Annotated in this window: 20 protein-coding genes; 4 read left to right on the top strand and 16 right to left on the bottom strand. The window is 52.6% G+C overall.

From position 1 onward, the window contains the following. From ACU8YC_RS21075 to ACU8YC_RS21115, 9 genes are all read right to left on the bottom strand, one after another. A complete protein-coding gene (locus tag ACU8YC_RS21075) occupies positions 1 to 1,068 on the bottom strand; it encodes a carbon-phosphorus lyase complex subunit PhnI (RefSeq protein ID WP_187253963.1) in 1,068 nt (355 codons plus the stop codon). Continuing rightward, positions 1,068 to 1,652 carry a phosphonate C-P lyase system protein PhnH gene (gene phnH / locus ACU8YC_RS21080; RefSeq protein WP_151224624.1) on the bottom strand — a complete coding sequence of 195 codons (585 nt, stop codon included), beginning with the start codon at positions 1,650 to 1,652 and terminating at the stop codon, positions 1,068 to 1,070. Before phnH ends, ACU8YC_RS21075 begins: the two co-directional genes overlap by 1 nt. Next, positions 1,649 to 2,101 (bottom strand): phosphonate C-P lyase system protein PhnG, encoded by a 453-nt coding sequence (phnG, locus tag ACU8YC_RS21085; protein ID WP_286543686.1) that lies wholly within the window; start codon positions 2,099 to 2,101, stop codon positions 1,649 to 1,651. Before phnG ends, phnH begins: the two co-directional genes overlap by 4 nt. Further along, entirely contained in the window at positions 2,102 to 2,827 is a 726-nt protein-coding gene (gene phnF / locus ACU8YC_RS21090) for a phosphonate metabolism transcriptional regulator PhnF (protein ID WP_151218028.1), read from the bottom strand. It abuts the gene before it with no gap. A 20-nt stretch (positions 2,828 to 2,847) separates the two neighbouring features. Next, positions 2,848 to 3,627 (bottom strand): phosphonate ABC transporter, permease protein PhnE, encoded by a 780-nt coding sequence (gene phnE / locus ACU8YC_RS21095; protein WP_003841119.1) that lies wholly within the window; start codon positions 3,625 to 3,627, stop codon positions 2,848 to 2,850. A 68-nt stretch (positions 3,628 to 3,695) separates the two neighbouring features. Further along, positions 3,696 to 4,712, bottom strand: coding sequence for a phosphonate ABC transporter substrate-binding protein (gene phnD, locus ACU8YC_RS21100; protein WP_187253962.1), 1,017 nt, complete (start codon positions 4,710 to 4,712; stop codon positions 3,696 to 3,698). 24 nt (positions 4,713 to 4,736) lie between these two features. Further along, complete coding sequence (phnC, locus tag ACU8YC_RS21105) at positions 4,737 to 5,525, bottom strand: phosphonate ABC transporter ATP-binding protein (protein WP_151218026.1); 789 nt, start codon at positions 5,523 to 5,525, stop codon at positions 4,737 to 4,739. Positions 5,526 to 5,657: 132 nt separating this feature from the next. After that, positions 5,658 to 6,104, bottom strand: coding sequence for a VOC family metalloprotein YjdN (gene yjdN / locus ACU8YC_RS21110; RefSeq protein WP_151218025.1), 447 nt, complete (start codon positions 6,102 to 6,104; stop codon positions 5,658 to 5,660). Positions 6,105 to 6,243: 139 nt separating this feature from the next. After that, positions 6,244 to 6,579, bottom strand: coding sequence for a zinc ribbon domain-containing protein YjdM (locus ACU8YC_RS21115; protein WP_096758651.1), 336 nt, complete (start codon positions 6,577 to 6,579; stop codon positions 6,244 to 6,246). Between the two features lie 540 nt (positions 6,580 to 7,119). On the opposite strand from ACU8YC_RS21115, the gene crfC reads away from it, so the two are divergent. Together crfC and ACU8YC_RS21125 are read left to right on the top strand one after the other, a co-directional pair. Continuing rightward, entirely contained in the window at positions 7,120 to 9,477 is a 2,358-nt protein-coding gene (gene crfC / locus ACU8YC_RS21120) for a clamp-binding protein CrfC (RefSeq protein ID WP_446895704.1), read from the top strand. Then, a complete protein-coding gene (locus ACU8YC_RS21125; protein WP_446895705.1) occupies positions 9,474 to 10,367 on the top strand; it encodes a diguanylate cyclase regulator RdcB family protein in 894 nt (297 codons plus the stop codon). The genes crfC and ACU8YC_RS21125 overlap by 4 nt, the downstream gene beginning before the upstream one ends. Before the next feature lie 30 nt (positions 10,368 to 10,397). On the opposite strand, the gene kdgT is transcribed toward ACU8YC_RS21125, so the two are convergent. Beyond that, positions 10,398 to 11,396 carry a 2-keto-3-deoxygluconate transporter gene (gene kdgT, locus ACU8YC_RS21130; RefSeq protein ID WP_247605065.1) on the bottom strand — a complete coding sequence of 333 codons (999 nt, stop codon included), beginning with the start codon at positions 11,394 to 11,396 and terminating at the stop codon, positions 10,398 to 10,400. A 693-nt stretch (positions 11,397 to 12,089) separates the two neighbouring features. On the opposite strand from kdgT, the gene proP reads away from it, so the two are divergent. Further along, positions 12,090 to 13,592 carry a glycine betaine/L-proline transporter ProP gene (gene proP, locus ACU8YC_RS21135; protein ID WP_151218022.1) on the top strand — a complete coding sequence of 501 codons (1,503 nt, stop codon included), beginning with the start codon at positions 12,090 to 12,092 and terminating at the stop codon, positions 13,590 to 13,592. Between the two features lie 70 nt (positions 13,593 to 13,662). After that, positions 13,663 to 13,752 (top strand): LpxT activity modulator PmrR, encoded by a 90-nt coding sequence (gene pmrR, locus ACU8YC_RS21140; RefSeq protein ID WP_151218021.1) that lies wholly within the window; start codon positions 13,663 to 13,665, stop codon positions 13,750 to 13,752. Here the strand turns inward: pmrR and pmrB are convergent. From pmrB to adiA, 6 genes are all read right to left on the bottom strand, one after another. After that, entirely contained in the window at positions 13,746 to 14,828 is a 1,083-nt protein-coding gene (gene pmrB / locus ACU8YC_RS21145; RefSeq protein WP_446895706.1) for a two-component system sensor histidine kinase PmrB, read from the bottom strand. The two genes, pmrR and pmrB, sit on opposite strands and share 7 nt — an antisense overlap. Next, positions 14,829 to 15,497, bottom strand: a complete 669-nt coding sequence (pmrA, locus tag ACU8YC_RS21150; RefSeq protein WP_003031849.1) for a two-component system response regulator PmrA — start codon at positions 15,495 to 15,497, stop codon at positions 14,829 to 14,831. A gap of 4 nt (positions 15,498 to 15,501) precedes the next feature. After that, positions 15,502 to 17,139, bottom strand: a complete 1,638-nt coding sequence (gene eptA, locus ACU8YC_RS21155) for a phosphoethanolamine transferase EptA (RefSeq protein WP_187253958.1) — start codon at positions 17,137 to 17,139, stop codon at positions 15,502 to 15,504. Positions 17,140 to 17,283: 144 nt separating this feature from the next. Then, positions 17,284 to 18,621, bottom strand: coding sequence for an arginine/agmatine antiporter (gene adiC, locus ACU8YC_RS21160; protein WP_151218019.1), 1,338 nt, complete (start codon positions 18,619 to 18,621; stop codon positions 17,284 to 17,286). A 127-nt stretch (positions 18,622 to 18,748) separates the two neighbouring features. Further along, positions 18,749 to 19,510: an AraC family transcriptional regulator gene (locus ACU8YC_RS21165; protein WP_151224627.1), complete on the bottom strand. Its 762-nt coding sequence runs from the start codon at positions 19,508 to 19,510 to the stop codon at positions 18,749 to 18,751. Between the two features lie 317 nt (positions 19,511 to 19,827). Next, positions 19,828 to 22,095: an arginine decarboxylase gene (gene adiA, locus ACU8YC_RS21170; RefSeq protein ID WP_151218099.1), complete on the bottom strand. Its 2,268-nt coding sequence runs from the start codon at positions 22,093 to 22,095 to the stop codon at positions 19,828 to 19,830. Positions 22,096 to 22,189 lie beyond the last annotated feature (94 nt).

Genomic DNA, 22,189 nt, shown 5'->3' on the forward strand with positions numbered 1-22,189 from the left:
TTAGTGGTCACGGGTAGACTCCTGTTGCAGGCGTTTGAGCAGTTCCAGCTCGGCCTGGAAATCGACGTAATGGGGAAGTTTGAGGTGCGATACAAAACCCGCCGCCTCGACGTTATCCGCATGCGCCAGCACGAACTCTTCGTCCTGCGCCGGTCCCGTGACCGTCTCATCGTAATCGGCTGCCTGTAGAGCGCGGTCCACCAACGCCATCGCCATCGCTTTGCGCTCGCTCATGCCGAACACCAGTCCGTAGCCGCGGGTAAAATGGGGGGAATCGTTTTCCGGCGCGACAAAACCGTTGACCATTTCGCATTCAGTCATCAGCAATTCGCCGACGTTCACCGCAAATCCCAGCTCTTCCGGGACGGTTTCCAGTGCCACATAGCCGCTGCGGATTTCGGCGGCAAACGGATGATTGCGCCCGTAGCCGCGCTGGGTGGAGTAGGCCAGCGCCAACAGATATCCCTCGTCGCCGCGCATCAACTGCTGCAGGCGTGAAGCGCGTGAACAGGGGTAAACCGGCGGCGTGCGGGTGATGTCATCGGGTTGAGCGCCGTCGTCCTCTTCGCGCTTTGCCAGCCCCTGATTAGCCAGCAGGGAAAAAACGTGCGGGGAGGCATCTTGTTTGCTATCAGCGGTGCGCAGTGGCGGCGTTTCGCCATTGGCCAGCAGGGTAAAATCCAGCAGACGATGGGTGTAGTCGTAGGTTGGACCCAACAGTTGCCCGCCGGGAATATCCTTGTAGATGGCGGAAATACGTCGTTCGAGGTGCATCTCGGCGCTGTTTACCGGCTCGCTCACCGCCACTTTTGCCAGCGTAGTGCGGTAGGCGCGTAGCAAAAAGATAGCTTCTACGCTATCGCCGCTGGCCTGTTTGAGCGCCAGTGCCGCCAGTTCACGATCGGCGATGCCGCCTTCGGTCATTACCCGGTCGACGGCCAGGTTCATCTGCTGTTCGATTTGCGCCACGCTCAGTTCAGCAATGGTCTCATCGCCCCGGCGTCGGTTTTCTTGCAGGGCGTGGGCGTTGGCTATCGCCTTCTCGCCCCCTTTGACGGCGACGTACATCAGCACACCTCCACATGGGTGGTTCGCGGAATAGCCAGCAGGCGCTCGCCGCAAGTGAGGATCAGATCGACTCCCAGCGGGAACGGGTGCGGACGCTCGGTGAGTTCGTGAATCAGGCATTCCGGCAGTTGCGGCGCGATCATGCGCTCTTCAGCGATACCGGCCCCGGTCAGACGCAGCATGCGTCCGCCGCTTAAGCCAGAGATTTGCACAATCAGCGTGGCGCTGGTTTCTGGCGCGACGGCGGAACCGGCAGAGAGGGCGTTTAGCTGTTCGCTGCTAATGTGTCCGTCGGCGACGGCAAAGGCTGCCAGTTGCGGCTGATCTACCAGCGGCGCGTTGGTGTGAAAACGCAGGTTCTGTCGGGCGATATCGTTATCCATCGACGGTGCCAACCAGACCGGCGTGTCGCCGTCAACCAGGGTCAGCAGCACGCTGGTGGTTGCCAGGCCCAGCGGCTGCCAGCCGTGTTTCAGTTGATGCAGGGCGACGATGACGCCCGGTTCGCTCATGGCTTTCAGCAGGCGACGAAAGCTCTGCTGAGCATCCTGAACGGGTAAATTAAATGCGGTCTGTAAGGTCATGCGTTATCTCCGCGTACCAGCGTGAAGAAGTCGACCCGGCTGGCGTTGACTTCGGCACGGCGTGCGCTAATCAGCGCCTCGCGTTCCGCTTCCAGCGGGGCAATTAAGGTTTCCATTAGGTTCTGGAAATGCGTTTGCTCCTGCAGCAGTGCGTCAATGACTGCGCACTGCTCGGCATGGCGTTTGTTGCGTCCCAGCAGGTAGCCGTAACCCAGCGTGCCGCTTTTCAGGCGTATTACTGCACGGGTAATCGTGATGTCACCGGCAAAGAAGCGGTTGCCGGTGCCGCCCATGCGGGCCTGGATCTGCATCAATCCGCATTCAGGTGCGCGGATGAGTTCATAGTCCGGCGTCAGTTTGAGCGCGTTGATGCGGGCGTTCAGGGCATCGGCATTGCTGTAAGCCAGCGCGCGCATCCAACGCTGGCGGGTGGCGGTATCGAAATGCATTCAGTGCTCCATAGTGAATTCGATCATGTCGGCGCGGGTCAGGCTGACGGAATATTCCGCCGCGTGTTCTTCGCCTTCACGGTGGTTCAGGGTGCGCACGCACAGCAGCGGCGCCATATTGGGGATTTCCAGTACCTTGCTCTCTTTGGCCTGTGCGCGGCGGGCGCTGATGCGCGTCTGCGTCCGTAGCAGCGTCAGACCGGACCGTGCGTGCAGGTAGTCGTGCAGTGAGCCGCTGTTGAAGTCCTGCAGCAGCGGCCACAGCGTGAGGTCGGAAAAATAGTGGTCGATCTGGCACAGCGCGATGCCGTTTACCCGGCGCAGAGTGCGCAAATGAATCACGTTATCGCCCTCGTTAATGCTGAGCGCGTCGGCAATGTGGCCGGAGGCCGGGCGCAGTACCGCCAGCAGTTTTTCGCTGGTGGGATGACTGCCCTGGTCCAGCAGGTTCTGGCTAAAGCGCGCCTGAGCATTGAGCGGGTAATCGAATGGGCGCATCAGCACCAGTACGCCGACGCCCTGGCGACGTTGAACCCAACCGCGATCAACCAGCTGGTCAATGGCGCGGCGCAGGGTGTGGCGGTTAACATCAAAACGCGCGGCAAGCTGATGCTCGGCGGGCAGATAGTCGCCGCAGCGGTAATGTTGACGTAGCTCCTGCTCAAGTCTCGCGGCAATTTCCTGATAACGCGTTGGATAACTGGTCGGATGTGTAGACAAGTGCATAGCAATCAATGCCTCGTTAATCAGATAAAGTGCTTACGCAAACGCTGGGAAAGGAAATCCAACAGGCTGACAGTGACGATGATTAACACCATCAGGGCGCAGGTTTGCTGGAACTGAAAGCCGCGAATCGCCTCCCATAAGGTCACGCCAATACCACCTGCGCCCACCATGCCGACTACCGTGGCCGAGCGAACATTGGATTCAAAGCGATACAACGAGTAGGAGATCAGTAGCGGCATGACCTGTGGCAGAACGCCGTACAGAATCTCTTCAATTTTGTTGGCTCCGGTGGCGCGAATACCTTCTACCGGACCCGGCTCAATGGCTTCTACCGCTTCGGAAAGCAGCTTGGAGAGTACCCCTGTGGTGTGGATAAACAGCGCCATCACCCCGGCGAATGGCCCTAACCCGACGGCGACCACGAACAGCATGGCGAAAACCATTTCATTGATGGCGCGGCAGGCGTCCATCAGGCGACGCATCGGCTGGTAAATCCACCACGGCACGAGATTGTCGGCGCACATCAGGCCGAAGGGAATCGACAGCACCACGGCGAGGGCGGTCCCCCAAACGGCGATTTGCAGAGTGACGGCCATTTCACCGAGATAGTCCTGCCACTGGCTGAAATCTGGCGGGAAGAAGTCGGCGGCGAAGGTCGCCATATTGCCGGAATCCTCGATCAGCGTGAGCGGGGCCATTTCGGCACCTTTCCACGAGACCACCAGTACGGCGAGAAGAATGGCCCAGCTCAGTAGTGAGAACCAGCTACGTTTGGGCGGGGCAACGGTGATGGTTTGCATGTTTGACTCCGTTGGAACGTGTATTTGCGTGGCAGGCCGGATAAGCGCAGCGTCATCCGGCCCACAAATCACTGCACCGCTTTGCTGACGCTGGTCATGGCTCCCAGGGCTGCGGTCAGACGGTCCAGGTCGTCGAGCTGCGCTTTCAGCGCCGAGGTTTTGCTGGTTTTCTCTTCCTCGTTCAGCCCTTTGTTGTCCTTCACGCTCTGCATCTCTTTAAACAGCGCCAGTTGGCGAATCGGCACCAGCTGTAAGTCGCTGGAGGCACGGAACGGCGCCCATCCCAGGCGTTCCAGTACGGTTTTCTGTTCCGGCGTTTTGCCGTAATTCATAAAGAAGTCGTACACCTTGTCCTTGGTGTTTTCGGAGAGATTTTTACGCCAGACGATCGGATCGCCCGGAATCAGCGGTGACTTCCAGATAACTTTCAATTCTTTTAGTTTGTCCGGCGCGGACGTTTTCAGCTTGTCGAGGTTTTCGGTGTTGTTGGTGGCGACATCGACCTGTTTGTTGGCGACGGCCAGAGCGTTGGTTTCGTGCCCGGCGTTAACGGTGCGTTTGAAGTCGCTGGCGGAGATGTTGTTTTTGGCGAAGACGTAATAACCGGGAACGAGGAAGCCTGATGTCGAGTTTGGATCGCCGTTGCCGAAGGTCAGATCCTTACGTTTGGCGATCAGATCGTTCAGGTTATTGATCGGACTGTCTTTGTTAACGATCAACACGCTCCAGTAACCCGGGGATCCGTCGGCGGCGACGGTCTGGGCAAACACTTGCCCGTTAGCGCGATCCACCGCTTCCATTGCCGAGAGATTGCCGTACCAGGCGATATCCACTTTGTTAAAGCGCATGCCCTGGATGATCCCGGCGTAGTCTGGCGCGAAGAAGGCGTTTACCTTCACGCCCAGCGATTTTTCCATGTCCTTCAGGAACGGTTCCCACTGTGGCTTCAGGTTTTGCTGTGATTCGGTCGAAATAATGCCAAAGTTCAGCGCTTTCTCTTGCTCCTCGGCAAATGCTGGACTGAGCAGAGTACTGACGCTGAACATGCCGGTGAATGCCAGCGCGGCAACAGCCTTGTAATTCATGTTTATTCCTCAGTTCGGACAAAGTTAAGCAGCCTGCGCGTTCTGTTCGACGCGGTTCATGCTGCGGTAAAGATGGTCAAAACGATCGTTATCAAAATGCTGGCTGCTGCCATCAAAGAAGACGTTGCCCTGGCGCAGCGCGACAATGCGTTCGCAGTAGCGCAGGGCGTAATCCACCTGATGCAGCGTGACGACCACGGTGATGCCGTCGGTCTGGTTGATGTCGCGCAGGGTGTCCATCACGATGCGTGCGGATTCTGGATCCAGCGAGGCAATAGGCTCGTCAGCAAGGATTACTTTTGCCTGCTGCATTAACGCGCGGGCAATCGCGACGCGCTGCTGTTGCCCGCCCGAAAGCGTGGAAACGCGTTGGTAGGCAAAGTGCGCCATGCCAACGCGGGTTAACGCTTGTAATGCGCGCTGTTTCTGCTCAGCGGTAAACCAGCTAAAACAGGTGCGCCAGAACGGCGTGCTGCCGAGCGCGCCAATCAGAACGTTCTCTAGCACCGTCAGGCGATTCACCAAATTGAACTGCTGGAAGATGTAGCCGGTGTGGGCGCGACTTTTGCGGATATCGCGCGCCAGGCGGCCTTCATGTTGAACGGTGCGACCCAAAAGTTCGACGTGGCTACCGGGTGATTTATCACCGACGATCAAGCCGCTTAAATGACGTAAAAGGGTGGATTTGCCGGAGCCAGACGGCCCAAGCAGAGCCACCATCTCACCGGAACAGATGTTCAGATCAACCGCATTAAGCGCCTGATGTTGATTGAAGGATTTGGAGAGTTTTTCGACGCGAATAATCGTTTGCATGTTGCGGCCTCCCTAAAAAAGTGGCCCCATCGTGGCGGATCAATGTGACGTTTTCGTTAAGGGATGGTTACTTGGCGATGAAGAGTTGAGCGATATTTGATGACAGTACGGGAGGGTTGGCCTCCCGTTTGATTACTCGGATAGCGGCTGCTGTTTGACGACGTTGATCATCCACGGGACACCATACTGGTCACTCACTTTACCGAAACCGTGGGCCCAGAAGGTTTCCTGCCAGTCCATTTCGATTTTTCCGTTTGCTGCCAGGTTATCAAACCAGCGTTTACCTTCGTCGACGTTTTGCGTGTCGAGCACTAGCGTAAAGCCGGAGTAGTGGGCATTTCCGTCAGGGGCGCTATCGCTCATCATGATGTCGCTGCCCGCAACGCGCAGGTTGGCGTGGGCAATGGCGGTATCAGGGAATTTCATAGCGGAAGGGCAGCCTTCTTCACTGTCCTGCGCCGATTTTGGCATTTCACTGAAGTTGATTTTGTAGAGCAGCTCAGCGCCTAACGTTTTTTGATAGAAAGCGATAGCGTCGGCGCAGTTGCCTGCAAAGGAGATATAGGGACTTAACGGCATAATCTTTACCTCAGGTAAAAGAAACCAGTTAAGTGTAGTTATCGTCTGCATAAACAAACCAGGCGGGAAGTATGAGCTTCCCGCCTGGTTGATGAGCTGGTGTAGGCCTGACGAGCGTAGCGCCATCAGGTAATTTGCATCAGTTCTTTTTCACAAACTCAGATTTTAGCTTCATTGGACCAAAGCCATCGATTTTGCAATCGATGTTGTGGTCGCCTTCAACCAGACGAATGTTTTTTACTTTGGTCCCGATCTTCAGCATGGAAGAGCTACCTTTTACCTTCAGGTCTTTCACGACGGTAACGCTGTCGCCGTCGGCCAGCAGGTTGCCGTTGGCATCTTTAACGATCAGTTCGTCGCTGTCGTGAGCCGGTTCAGCATCGTTCCATTCGTGAGCGCATTCCGGGCAGATGAACATGCCGTTATCTTCGTAAGTGTATTCGGAGTTGCATTGTGGGCAGTGTGGTAATGACATGTGGATTTCCTCAAAAGTCAGCAGGGGCAAATGCGCCCAAAAAATGGCAGATTGCCGAAAAAGGCCGCAATTATACATAAAATCCCTGCTTTTGTCGGGACTACTGCGCAATTAAGCAAAATGATCTGCTGTAAAGACCCCTTGCATTAACCTCAATGAAAGTATGGCGGAATATTTTTTAAGGGAAATTGCTACGCCAGGTTATTTAAGATAAGGTGAGGCGAAATATCTGATATTCATAGGTAACATCGCCTGGGGATGTCTAAGTCATTGTGATTAAATATCTCATACCCCCTTAATTTTAGTAGGGGGATTAAGCTGGCATTTTTTAAAACTGAACTACGCTGTTTATCTTTCTTACTTATTACATAAGTGAGAGGCTTCATGCCAGCGGTTGTACGTCAAAATTATTTTAATAATATCAATTGGTTGTTTTGATTTTAATTATTTCCACACGTAATTATAAAAGCCAAAAAATCTATAAATAAAACGATTGGGCTAAATAAAAGTAATGTTATTTGCGTTAAGGAAAGATTTTCCATGCACACACAGACAATATATGAATTAAGTCAGGAAGCGGAACGCTTGCTGATGCTTTCGCTTGAACATCTCAGGCAATTGCAAACATTGCCTATAACGTCGTTAGATGATGTTGCGCTAAAACAAGGAGAGCATAGCAGACAGGTGGTCCAGCCCCTGCATTTCAGCGCGCGTGGCATGGATGTCCAGCAAGCAACACTCAACAATGAGCTGCGCAAGATTACGCGTCTGGAGATGGTGCTGGCGATTGTCGGCACTATGAAAGCAGGGAAGTCGACGACGATTAACGCAATTGTGGGGACCGAAGTTTTACCTAATCGTAATCGCCCGATGACGGCGTTACCGACGCTAATCCGCCATACGCCGGGACAGAAGGAACCGGTTCTGCATTTTTCACATGTCGCGCCGATCGATGCTTTGATGAAAGTTTTACAGCAGCGCGTGCGCGAGTGCGATCGCCAGCGTCTTACGCAGACCCTGGAGATTGATAAGGATATGAATCTCCTGCTGCAACATATTGAAAATGGTGTCGCATTTGAACGCTATTATCTTGGCGCACAGCCTATTTTCCATTGCCTTAAAAGCCTGAATGACCTGGTGCGTTTGTCAAAGGCGCTGGAGGCTGATTTTCCTTTTGCCGCTTATGCCGCGATTGAGCACATTCCGGTTATCGAGGTTGAATTTGTCCATTTAGCCGGACAGGCGAGTTATCCGGGACAATTAACCCTGCTGGATACGCCAGGGCCGAATGAGGCCGGGCAACCGCACTTACAAAAGATGTTGAATGAACAGCTGGCGCGGGCTTCCGCGGTACTGGCGGTGTTGGATTACACCCAACTGAAGTCTATTTCTGATGAAGAAGTGCGTCAGGCGATTATGGCGGTCGGAAAGTCAGTGCCGCTGTATGCGCTGGTGAACAAATTCGATCAGAAAGACCGCAACAGTGATGATGAAGAGCAGGTGCGGGCGCTCATTTCCGGTACGCTGATGCAAGGGGGAATTGCCCCAGAGCGAATTTATCCGGTTTCTTCTATGTGGGGTTATCTGGCGAACAGGGCGCGTCACGAGTTGATGACCCACGGGCGGTTGCCGGATCATCAGGTGCAACGTTGGGTACAGGATTTTGCCGAAGCGGCGCTTGGCAGACGCTGGCACACCACCGATCTTGAGGATATGGAGCACATCCGTCATGCCGCCGATCTGTTGTGGGAGGATTCTTTGTTTGAGCAGCCGATCCAGAAAGTGATTCACGCCGCTCACGCCAATGCTTCGCTGTATGCGCTACGCTCAGCGTCGCATAAGTTATTGAACTATGCGCAAAGCGCGCATGAATACCTGGAGTTTCGCGCCCACGGGTTAACGGTCGCCTATGAAAAGCTACGGTTGAACATCACGCATATTGAAGAGGATATGCAGCAGTTAGAAGTGAGCCAGGGGCGGGTGAGCGATGAAGTCAGTCATGAGGTAGAGCTGACTTTGGCGGCTGCCGCGGCCTATCTCAGTGAGCAACAGACCGAGATTCTTCGCAGTATCAACACGTTTTTTGTCAAAGAAAACGTTCTGATGATGTCTCGGCATGGCCTTGGAGCTGGCGTTTCCTCGGTAGAAATGGCCGGAGAAATGCTGGTGCTGCATGATGAAGGGCAGGCGAAAATCGTGCTGGATAAAATACGATCGTCCTGTGAGGTCGTATTGCTGGCAGCGCAGGAAAGTATGAGTCGGGATTTAGCTCTGCGCTTTGAGCAGCTTGAGTCGACGCTGTCCCGGGCGCTAAACGACGCTATGCGCCCTATTGAGCAGCGGGTGAAAGAGGAACTTAATCATGCTGGTTTTCGTGCGCGGATCCGTTTTCCGGCGTTTCATACGGCGATGTTTAACTTCAATACCCGCCAGTTGTTTAACGAGGCCATTGAACAGGATATTCCGGTAGAAAATCCGCCGTCGACTGGTGGCGCGGTGCGGGATACGTTCTCTCGCTGGCTGAATCAACCCAACTGGGGATGGAATGATTACGTCGAAACAAAAACGCGTTATCTCATTGATATGGGAGCTCTGCATAAAAACCTTGTGCACTACGTCATCCAGTTTTGCCAACAAATTCGTAAAGCTTTAGCGGCTCAGGTCGATATTTCCGTTACGGCAGGCATGGCCACGTTTTTTGCTGACTTTTCACTGTGTTTGACGCAATTACAGGCGAGCCTGCGTGAGAGTCTGACCCTGCGTCAGCAAAATGAATCTGCGGTGAATGCCCTGAACGAACAACTGCAGCATTGTATTACGACTGCGGCATGGCTTTATGAAGATTCCCGCTTGCTGCGCGACGATATCAATACCCTTTTTGCAACCGAGCACACATGACTAACGTGTTACTGGAAGGCCCCGGGCGGACGCTGGAGTGTGTCTACCCGAAGTTTATGGTCGATCTGGTTCAGGGAGATGAAACCAAACGTTCCGGCGGTTTTCTGCAACAGCAGCAGCGCCTGCGAGCACGCCTGACGCAGGAGGTGTTATCCCAGACGCAACTGCGTGCGTGGGTAATGGCGGGCGTGTCCAGCGAGCATCTGGTGATGCGGCTAAAGCTGGTGGAAAAACTGGCTGGCATGATTGACCCGGGTCATCTGGCGCTGGTACGCATTGCTGAAGGGCTGATGTGTTTACAACAAACTGAACACCCGCGTGGACTTTCCACACCTGGTCTTGTGCAGCAGATCAGTTCGCTTGCTGACTGGTTTACCCAGCGCGGCGCTTATAAAGAGAAGGCGGTGACGCAACGCGGTCTTACAGTTCAGGCGGGCGAACACAGCGAGCAAATTTTTACCCGCTGGCGGGCTGGCGCGTATGACGGTTGGTCGTTACCTGGACGCTGTTTTGTCGCGCTGGAGGAACTGCGCTGGGGGGCCTTCGGTGACGCTTGCCGGTTAGCGAATGCCGATGTGGTGTCAATGCTGAAAGACAATCTGCGTACGATGGCCGCTCAGGCGCTGGCGGATAGCGTGAATGCGGCGCCCGCCACGCGTCATTACTATCATCATTGGCTCAGTACGCCAGCCATTGGTGGCTCAGTAGAGCATCACGATATGTTGAGCTGGCTGGGGGACTGGTGCGATGCGCTACGCCATCCGGTGAGCTGGTCGGTGACGCAGCGTTGGCAAAATGTGGCTCTGGGAATGCCGAGATTGTGTTCGGCGAAGCGGCTGGTCGATGCGATGGTTGAGGAGATTTTCGCACCGCCCCAGCTCATCAGTTGAGCAGGGGCGGTAAGTGAAGCAAAGGCAGGCTTAGTGGTGCAGTGAGTCTGCCGGGGTAGCCACCGTCTCGTTGGCGACCTGGTTTTTATTAAAATGTTTGGCATACAACGCGGTGATAATCGGCACCAGAATGGCGGTGACAATCACGCTGGCGGCAACCAGTGCCGTAGCGGATGCGGCAACCGGTTCAAATGCCGGGTTGATCTGGGCGATAATCACCGGGTTTGCCACCGCAGCGCCTGCGGCAGAAGAGGCTGCCACGCCCGCCGTACCGTTTCCGCCGCCAATGACGCGGTCAGCAATAATCAGCGGGATACCGGTGATGACGATAACCGCGACACCCAGCAGAATGCCCAGCAGACCAGTATCAACGATGACGCTCAGGTTAATCGTGTTGCCCAATGCGAAGCCGAAGAACGGGATCAGCACTGGGGTAGCTTTGCTGAAGAAGGCACGAAGATCGTGATCCAGGTTACCCAACGCAAAACCAATCAGGAACGGTAATACCGCGCCGACAAAATGGTGTGGCTCGAAAGAGGCCAGGCCCGCAGAGCCGAGGATCACCATGGTCATTAACGGACCGGATTCCAGAGACATCAATACAAAGGCGCCAGACTCTTCTTTTGTTCCGTACTGGTTCATCAGGCTGGCGTACAAACCGCCGTTGGTCATGTCCATCGCTGAAACAATGGCCAGTACGGATAGACCGGCAAAGAACCCGGTTTGAATACCGGTATCAGGAATAAATGAAGCGGCAATCATTGCCACTGCCCATGCCACGGCTATTTTGGTTAATACCAGCGTGCCGGATTTGCGTAATACCGTACCGGTTGCCCGTAAATCAATAGATGCGCCGATACAAAAAAACCACACAGCCAGAATTGGCACCGTTCCGCTGATCATACCTTTAGTAAACGAACCGAAATACGCGCCGGTATCCGGAGCTAACGTATTTAACACTGCGCCTAATAACAGAGGAATCAACATCATTCCGCCGGGGATGCGTTCAATCGTGGCTTTAATTTTCATAAACGTCCTCATGTCTTGTCGCAGCTAATACTCGCGAAAGAAAAAATTAATAAATTCAAATGTTTATTCGGATCTTTTAACAAAGAAAACCACTATCTCTTTGTTTTATAAAATCTAACGCGGCATACGTTGAGCGTGTTGCTGCTCCCAGGGATATTGCGTCTGGAATTAGTTTGCATTCATGGGAACATTGATTCAATCAAAATAAAACGATGTTTTAGTTATCTTCATCACATATTCCGAGCAAAAAACCTTAAACGCCATGATTATTAAAAAAGCTGTGATCTTTTTGTGAAGGGATGTAGTGTTTTTTTTGCTAGCAGAATAATAGTGACTATTGTGATTGTTGGTGAAATAAAGCGATGTATTCTTAAATTCCATTGTCAAAAAAGCGCAAGCGTGACATGTAAAAAATCTGACTCAGAATGAGCTGATTTACACATGTTGACGAAATGAAAATTTATATGTGAAGTTGATCACAAATTTAAACACTGTTAGGGTAAAGAGGTCATTAACCGCCCAATCAGGCGTCAACAGGTTCGGTTGTATAACCCTTAACCAGGGTGTGTAAGTAAACCTGCTACGCTTGTTACAGGGAGTGCGCTTGTGCATTCCCCGCTCGGCGATGACCTTGACGCATGCGGCGTTGAGACTCGACTGGAGCGTGACAGGGCTAAGTCTACGAGGACTGGTATGCTTAAAAGGAAAAAAATAAAACCAATAACGCTGCGCGACGTTACCATCATTGATGATGGTAAACTGCGGAAAGCCATTACCGCGGCGTCGTTAGGTAATGCGATGGAGTGGTTTGATTTTGGTGTTTATGGGTTTGTTGCTTACGCATTAGGTAAAGTGTTCTTCCCGGGGGCTGACCCCAGCGTGCAGATGGTTGCCGCACTCGCTACTTTCTCTGTTCCCTTTCTGATTCGACCGCTTGGCGGATTGTTCTTCGGTATGCTTGGCGATAAATACGGTCGTCAGAAGATCCTCGCCATCACCATTGTGATTATGTCGATCAGTACCTTCTGTATCGGTCTCATTCCTTCATATGCCTCGATTGGTATCTGGGCGCCGATTCTGCTGTTGCTGTGTAAGATGGCGCAGGGGTTCTCGGTCGGTGGGGAGTACACCGGGGCGTCGATTTTTGTCGCAGAGTACTCGCCAGACCGTAAGCGCGGATTTATGGGCAGTTGGCTGGACTTCGGCTCGATTGCCGGGTTTGTGCTGGGTGCGGGCGTGGTAGTCCTGATCTCAACTGTCGTCGGCGAAGAAAACTTCCTTGAGTGGGGCTGGCGTATTCCGTTCTTCCTTGCGCTACCGTTAGGGCTGATTGGCCTGTACCTGCGTCATGCGCTGGAAGAAACGCCGGCGTTCCAGCAGCACGTGGATAAACTGGAGCAGGGCGATCGACAGGGTCTGCAGGAAGGTCCGAAGGTTTCGTTTAAAGAGATTGCGACCAAACACTGGCGCAGCCTGCTGGCGTGTATCGGGCTGGTTATTGCTACCAACGTCACCTATTACATGCTGCTCACCTATATGCCGAGCTACCTGTCGCATAACCTGCATTACTCTGAAGACCACGGCGTGTTGATTATTATCGCCATCATGATTGGTATGCTATTTGTACAGCCGATTATGGGTTTGCTCAGTGACCGCTTTGGACGCCGTCCGTTTGTGATTATGGGCAGTATTGCGCTGTTTGTGCTGGCCATTCCGGCATTTATCCTGATCAACAGTAACGTCATTGGCCTGATTTTCGCCGGGTTACTGATGCTGGCGGTGATCCTCAACTGTTTTACCGGGGTGATGGCGTCAACGTTACCGGCGATGTTCCCGACGCATATTCGCTACAGTGCGCTGGCCGCCGCGTTTAATATCTCGGTATTGGTAGCCGGTCTGACCCCGACGCTGGCCGCATGGCTGGTGGAAAGCTCGCAGAATCTGATGATGCCAGCTTATTATCTGATGGTAATTGCGGTGATAGGTTTAATTACTGGCGTGACCATGAAAGAAACCGCCAATCAGCCGTTGAAAGGGGCCACGCCTGCCGCGTCGGATATTCAGGAAGCGAAAGAGATCCTTGGCGAGCACTACGACAATATTGAGCAGAAAATTGAAGACATCGATCAGGAAATTGCAGAGCTGCAACTTAAGCGTACGCGCCTGGTGCAGCAGCATCCGCGTATTGATGAGTAGTTTTCATGGCTTAAGGTTGGCTTAATATCCTTCAGGCAAACTCTCCTCCATATCCTCGGAGGAGAGTGTCATGAAAACCCGCATTTACGAAAGTTTGACCACCGTGTGCAGCGTACTAATTATCAGCAGCTTTTTGTACGTATGGGTGAGTTCTTACTGATCTTTCGCTAATTCTACCCACGCGCGAGTACCGGTGGTTCCCTGACGATTTTGCAAATAAAAATGCCCGCGATGTAACTGGGTGATTCGACTGACAATGCTCAGTCCCAGCCCAATCCCGCCAAAACGGCTATCCATCCGCACAAACGCTTTGCTCAGTTCCCCGCATTTACTTTCATCAATGCCTGGCCCTTCATCTTCGACGGCCATGACGGCATCATGCTCTGTATTCAGACTAATCGTAATATGGGTGCCTTCCGGACTGTAGCGATGTGCGTTCTCCACCAGATTTCGCAGCAACATCCGTAAGAGCGTTGCATCGCCACGTACGACAACGTCCACCGTACTTTGCGGTAGGAGCAGCGTCTGCTGGCGCTGGTCCAGCATGGTGCTGAGTTCATCGTAGGAGGGCAGAATCACATCCTCCAGCAGTTTGACGTGCTGATAGCTCCCGGCTGAAAACGACTGTCCGACGCGGGCGAGTTGCAGCAGCTGCGACACGCTATCCATCATTTGGTCAAGGCGGGCAATTAACGGCGAAACATCGACCTTATGAGTTTTGGACAGTAATTCAAGATGCAGGCGCACGCCTGACAGCGGCGTGCGCAGTTCGTGAGCGACATCGGCGGTAAATAAGCGTTCGTTTTCAATCGTGCTGGTTAGCCGCGTTACCAGGTTGTTTAGCGCTGAGACAACCGCCTGGATCTCAATGGTTGAGCTGTGAATTTCAATCGGGGTCAGGTTATCGGCTGCCCGCGCTTCCAGCTCTTTTTGCAGATCCGCCAGCGGGCGAGTAATACGTCGCACTGCCTGGTAGCAAATCAGCAGCGCCAGGCTGACCATAAAGATGCCGGGGACGATCAGGCTGGCGATAGCCTCACGGATCTCATGCATGATGTGGCGATCGTTGTTACGATTTTCGCGCAATGCCTGTTCGAATAACTGTATTTGCTCGGTACTTTCGTGCCACAACCAGAAGGTACTAATCAGCTGAAAGACCAGCAGAATAAGACCAATCGTCAGCATCAGGCGATGACGAAGCGGGAGAGGTTGTTTTAGATATTGCAGCAGCTTCACTTAGCTTTCCTCAGTGGCAACCAGCATATAGCCAAATCCCCTGACCGTGCGGATGCGAGATTTTCCGACTTTGTCGCGCAGGTTGTGAATGTGCACTTCCAGCGTATTGGTCGACGGTTCGTTATCCCAGCTGTAGATGTCGTTATAGAGGATTTCCCGGTGTACCGGGCTGCCCGCTTTGAGCATCAGGCGCGACAGGAGTGCGTATTCTTTTGGCGTTAAGATAACCTCTTGCCCGTCCATCCACACCTGGCGACGACCGATATTCAGCGTCAGGTTGCTGACAATGAGTTCACTTTCACCCTGATTGTTATGCCGACGCAGCAGCGCCCGGATGCGGGCATGCAGTTCTTCCAGCGCGAACGGTTTGACCAGATAGTCATCGGCCCCCACGTCCAGCCCGCTGACCCGGTCTTTCACCGTATCACGGGCGGTGAGGATGAGTACCGGCACGGTGTATTTTTTCTGCCTGATTCGGTTCAGAAAGTGCAGGCCGTCTTCATCCGGTAAGCCCAGGTCGAGGACCACCAGACTGTAATGTCCGCTTTCCAGACACTGCTCCGCTGCACGGGCCGTCGATACGCCGTCGCAGGCATAGCCTTCTGTTTGCGCGGCGAGTATCAGTCCCTGTAATAACAACGTATCGTCTTCAACAATCAGAATTTTCATTCGTTTAGCCTCCCCGGCAGGGTTGCAGAATATCATCTGTCGCCTGGTATTTCTGTGTTTGCACGCCTGTTAATCCCAGCAGGGTAGAGAATAGATTATCCTGTGAGAAATCTTCTGAGCTTGCCCGTTTTTGTAAACATGTCTGAGAGACTTGATAGCGTTGCTGATAATCTTCTGAGAGCCACAGCAGCATCGGCACATGTTTTTGCGTATCTGGCGCAATCGAATACGGCAGGCCGTGCAAATAGACGCCATTTTCCCCTAAGGATTCACCGTGATCGGAAAGATAAACCAGGCTGGTGGTGAAATTATCCTGATGCTCTTTCAGTATATTGATTGCTTTATCAACAATATAGTCAACGTAAACAAGAGTGTTGTCGTAGGTATTGATCAACTGCTGCTGTGAACAATTCTGGATTTCGTTAGTGTCGCAGGTTGGTGTAAATTTCTTGAACTGCGCAGGATAGCGGTTGTAATAGGTCGGGCCGTGGCTGCCGATGGTGTGCAGCACAATCACGCCGTCGCCTTGCAGGTTATTAATATACTCTTCCAGTCCGTGGAACAGCACTTCATCGTAGCATTCGCCGTCAATACACTGTCCTGGCAGGTTCAACTCGGTCATATTCTGGTGTGGTACCCGGTCACAGGCTCCTTTGCAGCCGCCGTCGTTATCGTTCCACAGCACGTTAATTCCTGCGCGCTGAATAATGTCGAGGACGCCTTCCTGATGCTGCGCCAGTTCTTCATCGTAGTGTGCGCGCGGCATATCGGAGAACATGCAGGGTACGGACACTGCCGTTGCCGTTCCGCAGGAGGTGGTGCGGGGGAAATAGACCACATCATCTTTTTCCAGCAGCGGGTTGGTCTGGCGCGAATAGCCAGACAGCGAGAAGTTATCTCCGCGTGAGGTCTCACCGAGAACCACAATTGTCAGGTTCTTACGTTTTTCTTTTACCATCAATGGATTGCGATGCGCATCTTCGCCAATACGCACCAGCGGTAGGTGGGCCAGCCTCTGGTGTGAATACCAGGACGATGTCGCCACAATGCTGTTGGATGGGCTGAGAGATTTCACCAGCTGTTTATTGTTGCGAAACAGTGAGGCGTAATCTTTGTAGAAGAAGGTGGCGACCAGCACGATCAACAACGCGGACACCAGAATGTTAGCGCCACGGAACAGTACGCTGCGCATTACCGGGGCGATTGGTTTGATTCTTACCCAGCAGGCAATGAGCGCGGCCAGAATACCGCTTACACCGAGCGTGAGGAGCATTTTTGGCGTCAGCAACGCGAAGGTTTCTGCGGGCGTAGTGTCCATCATGTTGGCGATCATCGAGCGGTCGATGATGATGCCGTAGGTCATGATGAAATATTGGGCCGCTGCGCCAACCAGAATGAAAATGCAGGCCACCAGGCGATTAAGCCACAGGAATGAGGCCAGCGTCAGCACAATGTTCATGACGCTGAATGCGACGACTGGCATCGACAAAAACACCAGCACGTTACGCACGGAATCCAGCGGCAGGACTTGCAGCACTTGTTTGTAGAACGCAATGTTCAGAAAAGTTGCAAGATAAATTGAGATCAGCAGAATCCAGCTGATTAGACCGAGAACAGGCCTTTTAAACAGGTGCTTTAACATTAAGGGGGTTCCATCGACTAAGTGGTGCAAATCCTCTCAAAGTAAAGTTAAGCCAACCTTAAGTTCTTAATGTTGATTCCGAATCGCGGTAGGAAAATCCAGGCCCGATGAAGTTATGTCATCGGGCCACTACGGTGAGTTGCGTTAGTTATTGTTTACCGGGGCATCCAAAGGATACGGATTTTTATGGATTCGGTTGTAGTTCAGAGCGTACAGCGCAGTAATGATCATCAGCGTGACGAACGACCACATCACTTCTTTAGCACCGGAACCGATAACCGCCCAGATACAGTAGACAAACGCGATAAAGGTTACTGCCAGGTACACTGGGCGCGCTTTGCCGAAATGACCATGGCCGAGCAGCAGCAATGCCGCGCAGGTGTACAGATATGGCACCAGGGTGAAGATAACGGAGACCGAAGAGACCAGACCAAATTCTTTCGCGGCGTTCGGCGACATGCTGCTGAACTGGAAGATGGTCATCAGGATACCGACAATAATTAACCCGGCTACCGGCGTACCGGCTTTGTTGACGCGGGCAAAAATCGGCGGGAACAGGCCGTCATCGGCTGCCGCTTTGGCAGTTTGTCCGGCAAGTAGCGTCCAGCCGCCCAGAGAACCGAGGCACCCGGCAGCCGCACAGAAGGAGACAATCGCCCCTGCGGTGTCACCCAGCGCCATTCGAGCGGCATCGCCGAACGGGGAAGCTGAAACACGCAGCGCAGCATTAGGGATCATACCCATAATCGCCGTGGTGGAGAGCACATAGCAAACCGCGGCAATCAGCACGCCACCAATAGTGGCAATAGGCACGTTACGTTTAGGGTTTTTAACCACGCCTGCCGCGACGGAGGCGCTTTCCACCCCAATAAATGACCACAAGGTTACGTTCAGAGTACTTTGAATCGCGCCGAAGGTGTTCATGCCGCTGACGTTCCAGGCCGCCATATAAGTTTCACCGCGGAACCAGAACCAGCCGAAGACGGCAATACCGACGATGGGCACCAGCGCCAGAACCGTTGCGACGGCCTGTACACGGGTGATCATTTTTGGTCCGACAATGTTCAGCAATACGAAGATCCACAGTACCACAACGCAGGTCAGTGTCAGGACCAACGGATCTTTTAAGATGGGGAAGAAGTAGCTCAGGTAACCGACGCCGATGACCACCATGGCGATGTTACCTATCCAGCAGGCCAGCCAGTACAGCACGTTGGTCTGGTAACCTAAAAAAGGGCCGAAACAGCGGCGGGCATAAGCGTAAGAACCACCGGGACTGGAGTCTAAGGACGACATTTTCGCATACACCATCGACAGCGCTAAAGCACCGATAATAGTGACCAACCATCCGTAGATTGCAATCCCGCCAGTTGACGCCAGGTTTGCGGGTAGCAGGAATACACCGGAACCCATGATATTCCCCGACACCATAAGGGTGACGGGGATTAATCCCACTTTGTGAGCATCAGCATCCGTCGACATATTTTTTAACTCCTGATTAGGATAAATGACGTCTTATCATACCTCTTCAGAAGACTATTTTATGATGGCGGACCAGGGGTATCGCCAATGCTGATATTATTATGGCTTATTGCTAACTGATTAAAAATCAGGCAGCGGATTGCTCCCTATGTTGACTAACATAATGCAGTGGCGTCATCCCATAGAACTCTTTGAAAACGGAAATAAAGTATGAGGTACTGTTATATCCGCACAGTTGAGAGACCTGAGAAATGTTTTTTCCGTCCATCATTAATTGATTGACGGCGTAACGCATACGACACGTAGTTATTATTTGACTGTAACTGGTGTTTTCATTTTTGAGCTTTTTCTTTAACAAACTGGGGCTCAGGCATAAGCAGCTGGCGACCATGCTTAAATTCCAGTCTTTATGGATATCGCTCTCGATAATGTGGTACACGCAGTCGCTGACGCAATTGCGTAGCATATGCATGAGCAGGGAGATAAACTTTTTGCTGTCGAGAAAACGTGATAACACTGTGAACAGAAGCGAACGAGTACGTTCGTATTCACCTTCATCCACCGTTTCCATCACGCTATGTTGAGCAGCTGCCCGGAAGATATCCGGCGTCAGGCAGACGGCGGTCATGACCGGATTGGCACTACGTTGCCAGGGAGGGATCTGTGACAGATCTTTGTTTAAGAATCGAAGATAGTCTTTAATAATTTCACGACTGATGTGTACGACCAGTGCGTTATTAAGTGATGATAAATCAATAATATTATTATCGCATGCTACCAGTGCCATGTTGTTGGCTTTTAAACTGATGGCTTCTTTTCCGTTAATCCTTAACCAAACATCCTTCTCCGTTAATACAACAACACAAGCTGCTCTGCTGCAAACCCTCATACCCAAACTCCAGGAATATGAACATAAAACACCGTAACCCACCAAATCAGGTGAATCAAATCGGTTAAATAGAATTGTATGATGAAACCAGGACTGCAATAAAATAACGTGTCTGAAATTAATTACAATATTTGGAGGGGTTTTTCTTATGTACACATTTTTGTACGGAGTGGAAACTGGCGTTTTTTGTATGTAAAAAAAGCGCGGGGTGGTCCCGCGCAAAAAGGTATGACAGTGTTATTGTTTTGCAGCAATACTCAGGAATTACTCAAGAATGACATGTCTACCTTAAACATCGGACTCTCTAAAAAGAGACATTATGCTTTCACGCACATGACGTGATACACACCGTCAATAATTTCCGTTCCTTCGGTTTCATGTTCGAATCCAGGGAAGTGGTGGTCCCAGGACTGCAACGAACGCAGGTACCCAATTTGCGGGCTGTTGGCATCGCCAAAGTTTTCACCGGACAGCAGCATCGGAATTCCTGGTGGGTAAGGGATCACGGAGTTTGCCGCAATACGTCCCGCCAGATTTTCAATCGCGACCATCTCAACGTTGTCACTGACTATCGCGTTGTAAGCGTCACGCGGGGTAATATTCGCATCCGGCAGACCGGAGTAAGCGGCATTGAGACGGCTGCCTGGATTGTTTTCTTTCAGCCAGGCAAACATGGTGTCGCCCAGATCGTGAATACCCATGTTGGCATAAGTGTCAGGATGTTCTTCCACCAGTTCTGGCATAACCTGTGACAGCGGTGTATTGGCATCGTAGTGGTGTTTGAAAGAGCACAACGTGTTGATTAATGTGCCCCATTTACCACGGGTAATCCCCATGGAGAACAGGAACATAATCTGGAAGTCGGTGGTACGGGTCGGCACGATACCGTGGCGGCCAAGCCAGGCGGTAACCAGCGCTGCCGGTACGCCGTTCTCTTCCAGTTCGCCATCGTCGCCCATCCCCGGAGCCAGAATGCTGACTTTGATTGGGTCCAGCATGCTCCAGTTATCCGGCAGGTCTTTAAAGCCGTGCCAGGATTCACCCGGACGCATCACCCAGCAATTCTGATCGGTTGCCAGCAATGTAGCTGGCGCGTCGGCAAAGTCATAGGTTTTACCGGTCTGCGGATCGGTTACCACTTCTTTGTTCCACGGTTTGAAGAACCAGTCGCCTTCGGCGGTGAATTCTTTGTACAACCTTGCCATGGCCTGACGGAAATCGACCGCTTCGTCGATCACTTCCTGAGTGAGTGACAGGCCGCTGTTACCGTCCATCATGGAGACCGCCACGTCGTTTGATGCGCAGATGGCATACAACGGAGAAGTGGTGGCGTGCATCATGTACGCCTGGTTAAAGCGGGAGAAGTTCACGGCTCCACGACCTTCACGGACGTGAATGTAAGATGCCTGAGAGAGCGCATTCAGCAGTTTGTGGGTCGAGTGGGTGGCAAAAACGGTAGGGCCGTTGTGATCGCCCGGCGCGCCACGCATGGCGTAGTGATCGGTATAAATTGGGTTGAAGCGGGCATAACCGTACCAGGCCTCATCGAAGTGGATGCGATCGCTGGTTTGCGCGAGCAGATCCTGCGCTTCTTTGGCGTTGTAGCAAACACCGTCGTAGGTACAGTTGGTCACAACGCTGTAAGACGGTTTTTGCCCGGCCTTGCCTTTGGTCAGCGGGCTTTCGCTGATTTTTTTCTGCAATGTTTCAGGCTGCATTTCCTGCGGGTAGATAGGTCCGATAATGCCGTACCGGTTGCGGCTCGGTACCATGTACACCGGTTTTGCCCCAGTGAGGATCAGCCCCTGCTCGATAGATTTGTGGCAGTTACGATCCAACACCACGACGTCATTGTCGGTCATACAAGCCTGCATGATGGTGCGGTTAGAGCCGGAAGTCCCGACCACCACGGACCAGGAACGATCGGCGCCGAACACGCGGGCAGCATTTTTTTCACTTTCCCCAAATGCGCCAGTATGGTCGAGTAAAGAACCGAGATTGGTACGTTCAATCCCCATGTCGGTACGGAACAGATTTTCACCGTAGTAGTCATGGTACAGTCGACCGGCAGGCGTTTTGGTGAAACCGACACCGCCCTGGTGACCAGGAGCCGCCCAGGAATACTCATGGACATTACTGTATTTCATCAGGGCGTTGAACAGCGGCGGTAACAATTGCTGACGATAGCGAGTCATCGCTGCGATGGCGCGGCCAGCGATAAAGTCAGCGCTGTCCTCCAGAATCCAGGCGAATTCATCGACAAGCTCCAGCAGGTCGCGATCCAGTGACGCGGTGGCCTTTTCCCGATCGCCCAGCAGGAAAACAGGAACGTTTTGCTGGCGCTCGTGGAGCTTACCGATCAATTGCCTGACATTCAGGTGCTCGTCTTGTTGTTCCATTTGATAGCTGAACATCAGGCAATCAATGGCTTCATTTGCGGCGAGGATGGCATAACCATCGTCGAATGAGGTGGACTTAATGACGGTAACATTTTGGCGGCTTAAAGCATCGGCCAGACGTTCGACAGCGCTACCGACCCAGGTGTCCTGATGCAGAAACTCACTTTCAACAATTAATACTTTCATCATCTTTTACCCGGTTGTGGGAAGGTTGCAATTTAGGGATTGCAGACACACCGTATGAATGTGACGTAGGCAAGTATTATCCTGACAAAATGGC

The organism is Citrobacter sp. VF227 (genome assembly GCF_052950715.1).

Excerpts from the sequence above, each read along its gene's own strand:
- phnG (WP_286543686.1), bottom strand. The coding sequence starts at position 2,101 with ATGCATTTCGATACCGCCACCCGCCAGCGTTGGATGCGCGCGCTGGCT.
- pmrA (WP_003031849.1), bottom strand. The coding sequence starts at position 15,497 with ATGAAAATTCTGATTGTTGAAGACGATACGTTGTTATTACAGGGACTG.
- ACU8YC_RS21075 (WP_187253963.1), bottom strand. The coding sequence starts at position 1,068 with ATGTACGTCGCCGTCAAAGGGGGCGAGAAGGCGATAGCCAACGCCCAC.
- adiC (WP_151218019.1), bottom strand. The coding sequence starts at position 18,621 with ATGTCGACGGATGCTGATGCTCACAAAGTGGGATTAATCCCCGTCACC.
- proP (WP_151218022.1), top strand. The coding sequence starts at position 12,090 with ATGCTTAAAAGGAAAAAAATAAAACCAATAACGCTGCGCGACGTTACC.
- phnF (WP_151218028.1), bottom strand. The coding sequence starts at position 2,827 with ATGCACTTGTCTACACATCCGACCAGTTATCCAACGCGTTATCAGGAA.
- ACU8YC_RS21125 (WP_446895705.1), top strand. The coding sequence starts at position 9,474 with ATGACTAACGTGTTACTGGAAGGCCCCGGGCGGACGCTGGAGTGTGTC.
- eptA (WP_187253958.1), bottom strand. The coding sequence starts at position 17,139 with ATGTTAAAGCACCTGTTTAAAAGGCCTGTTCTCGGTCTAATCAGCTGG.
- phnE (WP_003841119.1), bottom strand. The coding sequence starts at position 3,627 with ATGCAAACCATCACCGTTGCCCCGCCCAAACGTAGCTGGTTCTCACTA.
- ACU8YC_RS21115 (WP_096758651.1), bottom strand. The coding sequence starts at position 6,579 with ATGTCATTACCACACTGCCCACAATGCAACTCCGAATACACTTACGAA.
- phnC (WP_151218026.1), bottom strand. The coding sequence starts at position 5,525 with ATGCAAACGATTATTCGCGTCGAAAAACTCTCCAAATCCTTCAATCAA.
- adiA (WP_151218099.1), bottom strand. The coding sequence starts at position 22,095 with ATGAAAGTATTAATTGTTGAAAGTGAGTTTCTGCATCAGGACACCTGG.
- yjdN (WP_151218025.1), bottom strand. The coding sequence starts at position 6,104 with ATGCCGTTAAGTCCCTATATCTCCTTTGCAGGCAACTGCGCCGACGCT.
- crfC (WP_446895704.1), top strand. The coding sequence starts at position 7,120 with ATGCACACACAGACAATATATGAATTAAGTCAGGAAGCGGAACGCTTG.
- phnD (WP_187253962.1), bottom strand. The coding sequence starts at position 4,712 with ATGAATTACAAGGCTGTTGCCGCGCTGGCATTCACCGGCATGTTCAGC.
- phnH (WP_151224624.1), bottom strand. The coding sequence starts at position 1,652 with ATGACCTTACAGACCGCATTTAATTTACCCGTTCAGGATGCTCAGCAG.
- ACU8YC_RS21165 (WP_151224627.1), bottom strand. The coding sequence starts at position 19,510 with ATGAGGGTTTGCAGCAGAGCAGCTTGTGTTGTTGTATTAACGGAGAAG.
- pmrR (WP_151218021.1), top strand. The coding sequence starts at position 13,663 with ATGAAAACCCGCATTTACGAAAGTTTGACCACCGTGTGCAGCGTACTA.
- kdgT (WP_247605065.1), bottom strand. The coding sequence starts at position 11,396 with ATGAAAATTAAAGCCACGATTGAACGCATCCCCGGCGGAATGATGTTG.